The organism is Microvirga tunisiensis (genome assembly GCF_009296175.1).
Lineage (GTDB): Bacteria > Pseudomonadota > Alphaproteobacteria > Rhizobiales > Beijerinckiaceae > Microvirga > Microvirga tunisiensis.
The window spans coordinates 1-10,436 of record NZ_VOSK01000226.1 but is presented as its reverse complement, the minus strand read 5'-3'; the positions used below and the strand labels follow the sequence as shown (position 1 = coordinate 10,436).

10 protein-coding genes are annotated in these 10,436 nt (G+C 60.9%); 6 read left to right on the top strand and 4 right to left on the bottom strand.

The genetic code is table 11. The features are described from left to right. Nucleotides 1–316: 316 nt before the first annotated feature. Complete coding sequence (locus tag FS320_RS31000) at nt 317–562, top strand: hypothetical protein (RefSeq protein WP_152716220.1); 246 nt, start codon at nt 317–319, stop codon at nt 560–562. A 365-nt stretch (nt 563–927) separates the two neighbouring features. Next, nucleotides 928–1,269: a response regulator gene (locus tag FS320_RS30995; protein WP_152716218.1), complete on the top strand. Its 342-nt coding sequence runs from the start codon at nt 928–930 to the stop codon at nt 1,267–1,269. A gap of 223 nt (nt 1,270–1,492) precedes the next feature. Here the strand turns inward: FS320_RS30995 and dgoD are convergent, their stop codons facing one another. Then, nucleotides 1,493–2,632: a galactonate dehydratase gene (gene dgoD, locus FS320_RS30990; RefSeq protein WP_152716216.1), complete on the bottom strand. Its 1,140-nt coding sequence runs from the start codon at nt 2,630–2,632 to the stop codon at nt 1,493–1,495. A 603-nt stretch (nt 2,633–3,235) separates the two neighbouring features. Here dgoD and FS320_RS30985 point away from each other — a divergent pair. Continuing rightward, nucleotides 3,236–4,360 carry a family 1 glycosylhydrolase gene (locus tag FS320_RS30985; RefSeq protein ID WP_338105557.1) on the top strand — a complete coding sequence of 375 codons (1,125 nt, stop codon included), beginning with the start codon at nt 3,236–3,238 and terminating at the stop codon, nt 4,358–4,360. Nucleotides 4,361–5,266: 906 nt separating this feature from the next. Beyond that, nucleotides 5,267–5,641: an SPW repeat protein gene (locus tag FS320_RS30975; RefSeq protein WP_152716214.1), complete on the top strand. Its 375-nt coding sequence runs from the start codon at nt 5,267–5,269 to the stop codon at nt 5,639–5,641. An 858-nt stretch (nt 5,642–6,499) separates the two neighbouring features. Here the strand turns inward: FS320_RS30975 and FS320_RS30970 are convergent. Further along, nucleotides 6,500–7,027 (bottom strand): arsenate reductase ArsC, encoded by a 528-nt coding sequence (locus FS320_RS30970; protein WP_152716212.1) that lies wholly within the window; start codon nt 7,025–7,027, stop codon nt 6,500–6,502. A gap of 87 nt (nt 7,028–7,114) precedes the next feature. Further along, nucleotides 7,115–7,573 carry a YybH family protein gene (locus tag FS320_RS30965; RefSeq protein ID WP_152716210.1) on the bottom strand — a complete coding sequence of 153 codons (459 nt, stop codon included), beginning with the start codon at nt 7,571–7,573 and terminating at the stop codon, nt 7,115–7,117. 153 nt (nt 7,574–7,726) lie between these two features. On the opposite strand from FS320_RS30965, the gene FS320_RS30960 reads away from it, so the two are divergent. Both FS320_RS30960 and FS320_RS30955 read left to right on the top strand, forming a co-directional pair. Continuing rightward, nucleotides 7,727–8,434: a sigma-70 family RNA polymerase sigma factor gene (locus FS320_RS30960; protein WP_244627509.1), complete on the top strand. Its 708-nt coding sequence runs from the start codon at nt 7,727–7,729 to the stop codon at nt 8,432–8,434. Between the two features lie 34 nt (nt 8,435–8,468). After that, a complete protein-coding gene (locus FS320_RS30955) occupies nt 8,469–8,780 on the top strand; it encodes an SWIB/MDM2 domain-containing protein (protein WP_152716208.1) in 312 nt (103 codons plus the stop codon). A 940-nt stretch (nt 8,781–9,720) separates the two neighbouring features. On the opposite strand, the gene FS320_RS30950 is transcribed toward FS320_RS30955, so the two are convergent. Beyond that, nucleotides 9,721–9,975 (bottom strand): hypothetical protein, encoded by a 255-nt coding sequence (locus tag FS320_RS30950; RefSeq protein WP_152716206.1) that lies wholly within the window; start codon nt 9,973–9,975, stop codon nt 9,721–9,723. Nucleotides 9,976–10,436: the final 461 nt, after the last annotated feature.

The following is a 10,436-nucleotide window of genomic DNA, read 5'->3' as shown; positions in this document are numbered from 1 at the left end:
TGGTCATGACGATGTTCCTTGTGAACCCCGAGGCCGGGCGCTGCGCACCCCGACCACTCCGCGCCCGGCCTCGGCTCATGCCTCAGCCTAACGACACCGTCTGTCAGATTAAGTCCAAACTACTTCACATGATGGGACTGGGCCACTGGCGCGTCTTCGGGGATCGCTATGGGACACACATCTACTTCGATCGCCACGTGGTTGGCTGGCGACCGCTGCCTCGCACTCGCCGTGCCTGACGAGCAGACCCGAGGAAAGACTATCAGCCGAGCCGGGGGAATTTGAGGGACAGACAATGCAAACTCAGGAGAGGCGCATGGGGGAACAACCTTACGGGTTCAACAAGGGCGACCTACAAGAAGCCGTGTCCATCGGATACGCGGTTTCAGCCGTTATCATTGGCGCTGTCACAAATCGGCCTGACGCTGCGGAAGAAGCCCGCCGCCTCTGTGGCACGCTCGAATACGGCCTGCGATTGCGGGACGTTCAGGACGATACAGCCGCAGCCGTAGCGACGAACGTCTACAAGTATGTCATCGAGGCCCTCGGGACACCGGGATGAAGGACGACGAACACTCCCCCGATCAAACGCCAGGTGGTGCTGCACCGGATCGACCCGGAGCAGGGCATCCGGCGCTTCAATAATCGCTCCATCAACGCACCGCTTCCTTTGGCAGACTAGCTTAAGTTAATTGCCAGAAGGTGCGATGCAGCATAAACCTGCGCGAAGTGCGACAAAAGAGCGACGGGGTCTACTTCAGAGGTGAGTACTGGCCGCGTCGTATGCTCTGATCCAGGACTTGTTATCTGTCAGTCGGCTTGTTCGATCGTGGTGTCGGCGTAAGCCGTTTCTGGAACTGAATTGCGACCTGAGCTATCAGAGCGACAAGCCTCCACAGCGGAGGAACCCAGGTCAGTGCGGACGTGATGAAAGTTCTGGTCGTAGAAGATGATGCGTTCGTCCGCGAGATGGCTGTGGCGGGCGTGGAAGAGGCCGGGTTCGAGGTCATCGAAGCGGCCGGTGGCAGTCAAGCCCTGGAGTTCCTGCAAGCTGGGATCGCCGTCGATGCCCTGCTGACCGATATTCGCCTGCCGGGCGCCAATGGCTGGGCGGTGGCACGGGCCTACCGTGAGCGCTTCCCCGATCTGCCCGTCTTGTATGTGACCGGCTATGCGGAGCAGATGCAGCCTGTCCCCGGCGGGATCATCATCTCGAAGCCCTACAGGATGGCTCAGGTGATTGGCGTCCTGGGAACATGGGTGGCTTGAGAAACTTGCAACAGATCCGATTGAACGTCTGATTCAGGAAGAACTGACGAGATCCGCAAGATCTGTGAAGCGCTGCGGCGGTTCCGAACAATGGAAAGAGCTAAGATTCTGGGTCCGGCGGGACACTACTTTGAACGGTCCTCATTCCGAACCTCTGGCGCCAGAGGGGGGACGCTGCCTGATCGAACCCCCAGACCCTTGAGCAGATCGAATATCTACACAATCACCACTCGGCGAAGCTGCCGTCCTGGTAGCGCCAGATCGGATTACGCCAGCGATGCCGGTCCTTGTGCGCCTCGCGCACGGCCGCCTCGTCGATCGCGACCCCGAGTCCAGGGCCAGTCGGAATCGACAGAAAGCCATCTGCTGGCGTCAGGACCTCCCGGTTCGTGACAAAGGTCAGGAGATCGTGTCCCACATTGTAATGGATCCCGAGCGACATCTCCTGAATGGCAACATTCGGTGTGCAGGCAGCAAGCTGCAGGCAGGCCGCCAGGGCGAGAGGCCCCAAGGGGCAATGCGGCGCCACCGCGACATCATAGACCTCAGTCATCGCCGCAATCTTCCGGCATTCCAACAATCCTCCGGCGTGACTCAGGTCAGGCTGGATGATGTCGACAGCTCCGCACTCCAGGAGGGGCTTGAAGTCCCAGCGAGAATAGAGCCGCTCGCCCAGAGCAATCGGTGTTGAGATCATCTGGCTGATCTGCACCAAGCCTTCGGTGTTCTCGGCGAGCAGTGGCTCTTCGATAAACAGCAGGTCGAGAGGCTCAAGAACTTTGGCGAGCTGTTTGGCCATGGGCTTATGAACCCGGCCATGGAAATCGAGTCCGACATCCATATTCTCCGCCTGCGCCGCCCGGACGCGTTCGACCACCTCGCGAAAGAGTTTAGGTGTGCCCAGCAGATCGAGTTCGGCCGTGGCGTTCATCTTCACGGCCGAGAAGCCCTGCTCCCGCCTCGCGCGGGCTGCTACGGCGATCTCCTGTGGACGGTCGCCGCCGATCCAAGCGTAAGCCCGGACTTTCTCGCGCACCTGGCCGCCGAGCATCTCCCAGGCCGGCATACCAAATGCCCTGCCCTTCATATCCCACAGGGCCTGCTCGAAACCTGCAAGCGCCGACATCAACACAGGCCCGCCTCGATAGAAGCCTCCGCGGTAGCCCACCTGCCAGATGTCCTCGATGCGACGGGCGTCCTGGCCGATGAAGCGATCACGGAAGGCATCCAATGCACCGTCGACGGCGTCGGCATGGCCTTCAAGGCTTGCTTCGCCCCAGCCAAAGGCTCCGTCGTCGCTTTCAATCCGCACGAACAGCCAGCGCGGCGGCACGTGAAAGGTTTCAATCCTGCCCAGCTTCATTGAACATCTCCGAAAGGCTTACATTCGGGTCAGGATCAGCACAGGCTTAAGGGGCTCGGCCTTTCAGCTGAATTGCGCGCCTGGCATCTTGCTCCTTCCGGCTCCTGAAATTTGGAGTTGCCCAGCGCGGCCTGGAGGAAGGGCAAGTGCGCGGGCAGTTACGGCTGCTGCGAGAATTGAACGGCACGCAGTTGGAAAACGTGTTGGGCGGGGCCGCCGTTCCTGAGCAGAGGCCGCGGCTAGCTCGGGACCGCAACTGCGGAGGATCTGGATTGTGAAGCACAAGCCTGAGCTGTTGCGGTCTCAGGTTGAGGGGCTGACGTCCGCTTCAGAGATCTGCCGTTGAGCTTAGCCGCCAACACCTACTCTTCTCTGAGCCCACTCTAGCTCCAAGTGTGTCTACCGGAAGAGCGCCCGTCGAGGCTAAAGATGGCTTGGCTGATGTCAGCGCCCGCAAAAGCAGGTGATGCCTGCCCCTGCAAGCCTTGGTGGATTGCCTGGCAGGGTCGGCCCATGCATCGCTTGCCTTCGGAGCCTCTTGGAGCCGATGAGCAGGAAAGCGCGTTTCCCACAGGCCCAGGCGAGAAGCCCGCGAGGGACATCATGAGCGATCATCCGCATCGTGCCGGCTCCGACCGTCCGCCAACCAGGACCCCGCTGTTCCTGTTCGCGATCGGCATCGAGAACAGCTATCCCACCATCCAGAACGGCCGCGTGCGCCGGGACCAGATGGAGGAATGTGGCCACTATCGGTTGTGGGAGCGGGATTTCGATCTCCTGGACGAGCTTGGCATCCGCTTCTTGCGGTACGGCCCGCCGCTTCACAAAACGTTCCTCGGCCAAAGCCGGTATGACTGGGAGTTTGCTGATGTGACGTTCGCCCGGCTGAAGCAGCGCGACATCGTGCCCATCGTCGATCTGTGCCATTTCGGGGTCCCGGATTGGATCGGCAACTTCCAGAATGCCGATTTGCCGACGCTGTTCGCGGACTATGCACGCGCCTTTGCACAGCGGTTTCCCTGGGTGCAGCTCTACACGCCCGTCAACGAGATGTTCATCTGCGCCACGTTCTCGGCGGCGCTTGGGTACTGGAACGAGCAGCTTTGGAGCGACCAGGGCTTCGTCACCGCGCTCAAGCACCTCGTCAAGGCGAACGTGCTGGCCATGCATGCCATTCTGGAGGAGCGCCCCGATGCAATCTTCATCCAGAGCGAGTCATCGGAGTACTTTCATGCCGAGCACCCGCAGGCAATCAAGCCCGCGGAGATCTACAACGCGCGACGATTCCTGTCGCTCGACCTGAACTACGGCCGCCCAGTCAACTCGGAGATGCACGAGTTCCTGCTGGATAACGGCATGACGCGGGAGGAATACCACTTCTTCCTCGACAACAACCTGCGCCATCACTGCATCATGGGCAACGATTTCTACCACACCAATGAGCACCGCGTGGATCCCCACGGCCAGATCCGGCCCGCCGGAGAGGTGTTCGGCTATGACGAGATCACGCGCCAGTATCACGACCGCTATGGCCTGCCGGTGATGCACACCGAGACCAACTTCGACCAGGGCCCGGAGGGTGACGAGGCGGTCGACTGGCTGTGGAAGCAATGGGCCAACGTCCTGCGCGTCCGCAACAACCGGGTGCCGATTGTCGGCTTCACGTGGTACTCGCTCACGGACCAGATTGACTGGGACATTGCCCTCCGCGGCAACGGGGTCGGGTGAACCCGCGCGGGCTGTACGATCTCGACCGCAACATCCGGCCTGTGGGGGAAGCCTATAAGAAACTTCTGTCCCAATGGCGCGAGGTGTTGCCGACGCAAAGCGTCTGTCTGTTTGTACCGATCGTGCTGCCGAGCGAGTATGATGAACCCATGGCAATCCGGCGGCGGGAGGGGTGGCGGCGCTACTATCGCCGCGAAATGAAGGCCCAACCTGGCGCTAGGAGCTAGGATCGGCTGTGTTGCATGGATTGTCTGGTGAACGCACTCCACCCACCCCACATCTTTGCTTAGGCGATGCGGACGGACTTCGAGCGTCCAAGCTCGAGCATGCGGTTCAAGGCCTGACTTGCAACGGCGACCTCGGTGGGGCGGCGGTAGTCCGTCCGCGAGCGCAACGCATCTGCAATCACTCGTTTGAAGCGGCTGATAGGGGTCAGCGCAAAATCCGTTCCTGGTTGAGCGCGGGCATTATCTGTGAAGCGGCACCGAAGGTTGGCCCTTCGTGCGGGAGGTACAACGCCTTGGGTTAGCGACACACAATGGAAATTCGGTGGGGTCACGATCGACGCCGATGATGACCCCGCCGACGCTATGAGTTCGCCAGCAAAGTCATGCATTTAATGGCGGTCGGCTCGGGAATGGTCATTCGATGCTGGTTCACAGCACTGCCGCTGGAAGGCTGCTGGGTCGGCGTAGTCCGCGTTCAAAAGGGGATGGGCAAGCTGTTCAAGGGTCATGTTTCGCAGCACTGGGTGCGGACGGCCCAACACCGGATTGTTGATGCATCCCGGCAGACTCGGGCGTAGAATGAACAAACGGCCCCGTGATGATCTCAGCGGTGACGGCGGGTCAGATAGCATGACGAGGCGCCGCTGCTGGGGGCTTGGACCTTGAGAGGAGGTGTGCCATGCGCGCGCTGACGGAACGCGGTGATCATATCCTCAACAGTATCACGGCCATCCTAGGTCTGATCCTGTTGCTGTGCCCCTGGTTGCTTGGGTTTGCGAGCGTTAGAAGCGCCAGCTGGACGGCTGGAACCGGGGGGCTTGTCATTGCAGTCATCTCGGCTGCCGCCCTGTCTCAGCGGGCGGAGTGGCACGAGTGGGTCGATCTTGCGGCGGGGCTCGGCCTCGTTGCCTCACCCTGGCTCTTCGGCTTTATGGGCGAAGCCACGGCCGCCGCGACCCATGTGGTCCTTGGTGGGCTGGTTGCGGCGATAGCGGCTGTCGAGATTTGGTGGTTCCACAGCACCCATCCGCACCCACCGGCCAAACCTGCCTGAGCCACGGCGGCTGTAGCGCTGAGGTGGGATCTTCGCAACACTTTCCCGGAGTCCTACGCTCAGCCGCTTCGAAGCACGACGAGCGCGATTGCCGAAAACAGCAGGAATGATTCTTCATCGGCGCCGGATGAGACGTAGTCTCGATGGAGATGAGGGGCCTCGTAGGATGCGGTACTGGTCTGGCCTTCATCCAACACGTGCCCCCTGCTGAGTAATTGTCAGAACTTCAACAGACGTTGGACACCAATCGCCATTTCTCGCGTCATCCCCCAGACGAAGGCCAAGGGGCTGGGGAAATCGCGGGATTCTTAGCGTGGGGTTCCGGTCCGATCTTGCTTATGGAAACGAAGCGGTTTTTCCTGCTGGTCTGGCATTCTTGTTATGGGTGAGTAGGGGGAACGCCGCTGCTAGCCGAGACGGAATCCCAATGCGCTGACCCGAAGGTGGCCCATAGCTTATCTGATGTTGCAGTATGACCGTCCAACCGACACGCAGGACTGGAACAACTACAACCGGCATATCTGGGACTGAATTGGTCAGCTTCTGAAAATGCCAGGAGCGGTATCCTTTGTCGCGTACCGCACCGCCAGTCAGGAAAGTCCTGACCCGTTCACAATGCTGGAGTTCCGCACCATGCAGGAGGCTCGGCAAGCAGCAGCGTCGGAGCCCTGAAGCGAGTTCTCGGCGAGCTGCGGTCAGCCGGAGCCGTGGCCAGGGTGCTGTTGGTTGGGCGCTCGCCGTTCACGCCCGAGCCCATCCTGGCCTGACATCAACAATTCAGAGAGCGGCCCAGCCACGCCAGCTTGGATGTTTTGCCCTGAAACTACTGGCCGCAGCGCACCTTACCTCTGGGGCGGCTCAGTTCCCACCTGCTGAATTCGTGCCTGCTTCGTTCAGGTGACCGATGGCACGAAGCCGGGAGCCTATCGTGAACGGATCCAGGCTGACCAGCGGCAGGTGGAGGAACGTGCCGATCCGGCTCTTCAGGAACTCGAAGGCGCGAAGGAAGGCTTGTTCTTTGTCCGCGTCAGAACCTTCGACAGCGGCTGGGTCCTCGATGCCCCAATGCGCGATGGACGGGTGTCCTAGCCACACCGGACAGGCTTCACCAGCCGCGCTGTCGCAGACGGTGAGCACAAAGTCCATCACAGGCGCTCCTGGAGCCACGAACTCGTCCCAGCTTTTCGAGCGATACCCGTCTGTCGGATAGCCATGGTCGCCCAGCACCTTCAGGGCCAGCGGATTGACCATGCCTTTCGGCTGGCTGCCTGCCGAGTAGGCTGCGAAGCGGCCCTGCCCGTCCCTGCGCAGGATGCCTTCGGCCAGGATTGAGCGGGCTGAGTTGCCGGTGCAGAGAAACAGGACATTGTAGGTTCGTTCGGTCATATCGGTGACCTCCCCGTGCCAAATACGACATCTCAGCGTTCTATGCTCCGGAGCACCAATCTCGTGCAGCGGGCCGAGGAGGTGCTGCTACAGAGCAGGCGGGTGGTCCTGCTTGGGGCCGATGGAGCGTGAGGGGGTGCCTGGGAACAGCGACACGTGGGTGTGCTGGGCCACCCATTCGTCACCCACAGCCTGCCGCCCGAGCACCACGGTTGCCCGTCCGGGCCGATCAAACGCTTTGCCGCCTTCGCTGTAGCCGGTGGACTCGAACACCGCCATGCCGGCTGCCGTGAGGCGGTCACCCGAGATGATGGTGCGCAGATCATCCAGACGCCACCGGAATTGGTCGATGTGACCCCAGACCTGACGCCACTGCTCGTGTTCGGTGGCCTCGCGCCCCATCGTGAACGCTGTGAAGGAGCCGAAGGTAATCATATCGTCGGCGAAGAGCGGGCGCGAGCCCGCGAAATCCACTGTCTGAACACAGACCTGGAGCGTTCGAAACCAACGACGGATCAGAGCGACATCATCGCCTTGCTCATCCATGACAGCCTCCAGGGCTGGGACTTGGAAGCAGAATGGTGCGCTTGCCCCCGCAGAGCGTCAAGCCGCCCGCAGGCTCTACTGTCGCCCTGAATTAGCTGGCTGACGGGCAACCGTAGGTGTATGGTGAACCTGTAGCCAAGGTGGAGCACGGCCATGACCCAAGCCGCTCACCAACACAGCCATCGCGCACCCAAAGAGACAGATCGCGGCCGGTCGGCACGGCGCAAGCGGATGCGGCTCCGTCACATTCATTCGCTCTCGCACGCGCAGCAACTGGCCCTTCTGGAGGAGGTTCGCGCGGCCCGCCGCGCGCAGCATATGCGTGGCCAGCTTTCCGCCGTTCTGCCGCACCTGCGGAACTTTGCGCTGCATCTGACCCATGATCTGGTCCGGAGCGATGATCTTGTGCAGAATACCGTCCTCCGGGCCTGGGCGAACCTGGATCATTTCCAGCCCGGTACCAACCTGGAGGCGTGGCTGTTCACGATCATGCGCAACAGCTTCTACTCGGAGCATCGCAAGCGCAGGTGGGAGATGGAAGACCCAGAGGGCGACTTTGCCAGACGCTTGATGGTTCAGCCCGAGCAGGAATCCAAGTTGATGCTGCAAGACCTTCAGGAGGCGCTGATACGTCTCCCACCGGGGCAGCGCACGGCTCTCCTCTTGGTGGTCGAGCAAGGTGAGACCTACGAGCACGCGGCGGCTGTCTGCGGTGTCGCGGTGGGCACGCTCAAGAGTCGAGTTAATCGCGCCCGTACTCAGCTTGTAGCGATGTTGCAGATGGAGAACCGGCACGATCTTGGCCCGGATCGGCTGATGCAGGCCGCGCTCCAACGCTCGAAGGCTGCGGCTGCCATTTGAATCTGTTCTTGGTTCCACCCAGAGGGATGACCGTATGCCGCCTTCAAGACCGGAAAAACCGCACATACAGACGAAGACAGCGGAGGGCCCGGCTCGAGAGCAGACTTCGGCTTTCCTCAAGCCGCTCCAGCCATCGCAGGAGTTAGCTGCCATTGTCGGCTCAGACCCCCTGCCGCGCCCGGAGGTGGTGAGCAAGGTCTGGGAGTACATCAAGAAGCACAAGCTCCAGAACCAGCAGAACAAGCGCGAGATTATGGCGGACGAGAAGCTTCAGGCGGTGTTCGAGGGCAAGACCAAGGTCAGCATGTTCGAGATGAACAAGCACCTCGCCCAGCACCTGAAATGACACTCACGGTCGTCGAGTTGTAGGAAGAGAGGCAACGGAGATCGCCGGTGGGAACCTCCGCTACCTACCTCAAGGTCGGGTGACGGAGATGCAAAGCCTGCCCAACTGCGGGCCTGTGCTCTGGCTGGCAAGCTTGTAGAGTTGCCCCTTTCTGGCTCGAAAGGCACAGCGCCCGTCCGAGCACAGCTTGCCATCGAGCGAGAGAGCGGGGGGAGCGCTGTCAATGTCTTCGCTCCCTTTGACCATCCTCTTCGCACTCGCCTGGAGATCGACATCCTCCGGGGCCAAGAACTCGACTGCATACGGTTTCTGCAGCCCTCCGCATCTCTCCGCACCGATGGCCTCGATCATCTCGGCTGCGAACACGGGGGAGGCAGATAACCCGGCGATCAGTCCGACAGCTGGAGCTGTCATTAGAAGATGATGCAACATCGACCCGGCTCCTCCGAAGAAACGCCTCTGACGCGCTGCCGGCATGTTAGCACTTCCTCCCCGCTCGGGAGACAATCCTGGCTGATCTGGAATGCTGCTCCAGGATCAATCGGAAGCAGGGCATTTGTGCTCATTGGAGCCACACGCAGTGCCTTGGGTGCAGGCGTGGACGGATCCAAGACTCCGCCCGTCCTCGACCTCCCGTGGGCGCGCGGGGATTGAGAGCGTTGATGCGGTGCCCTGGAACAGACTTAGGGGAGCGGTGCCGAAGGTCACCTATCTCTCGTACAGGCGCTGCTCGGCACTGCGAGTGCCTCAGGGCAGAGAGGCCTTCGCGTCTGACCAACCTAAGCATTGGTATGCTCAGCACCGTTCGTCCTGTGCTATCCATGGTCCTGAGGAGGCGGCCGCTCCTACGCTTCCAGCCTCGCATAGCTGACAAGGCAAAAGCCTGTGCGATAGCCCTGCCGCCCTGGGCCTCCGCGTCTTCGTGTTCTTGACGTGCCTTTCAGCGAATTGTGCCGCCCTTTTCAGCGCCCGTGCCGGTCAATACAATGATGCTATCAGGACGATGCTCGATCCAGTGGCACTTGGCGGCATATTCAAGGCCGAGCTTGAAATCGTCGGTGCGCTGGCCCAGGCTCACCGTCCACCAGTGCCTGAGGCTCTGAATCGAGATCCCCTGCCCTTCGGCCTTGCCTAAGCCACGTACCAGATGGCGGACAAGATAGAGCGCGATGTTCTCTGAGGGTACGGGGCTCATAGCGAAGGCCTCCAGGTTTCCGTTCGGTGTCCTTGCCGCGGGAACTCTTGCGGTACACGTGACCTGAAACTCTCAGTCGATGGGACTGCGTCAGCGGGTTCAGAAGACCTCTCGTCATCGACATCCGGCTAGCGTTCGCAGCAAGCGGTCGTAAGTGCCAGTGCTATTTGGAGGAGTGACGGTGGGGTAACCTCGCCGCAGAAGACGTGAGAAGCCAAGCCCAACGATGCGGGACCACGTGCGAGGGTGTGGGATAGAATCAATCAGATCGTAGCGCTGACGGGATATATCTGACTAAGCGATTGCCTGGGCCATCGTTCAGGCACTCAGTTAGTACTACTGTGTCATAAACTTTGTGTGGCAGCAGGGACATCGTGGGAGCCTTCGCACGAGAGTGCAGATGAGTTCAGCCCGGATGGTGGCGATCGACTGGGCGACGTGGCGTTCGGGGCGGATGGGTG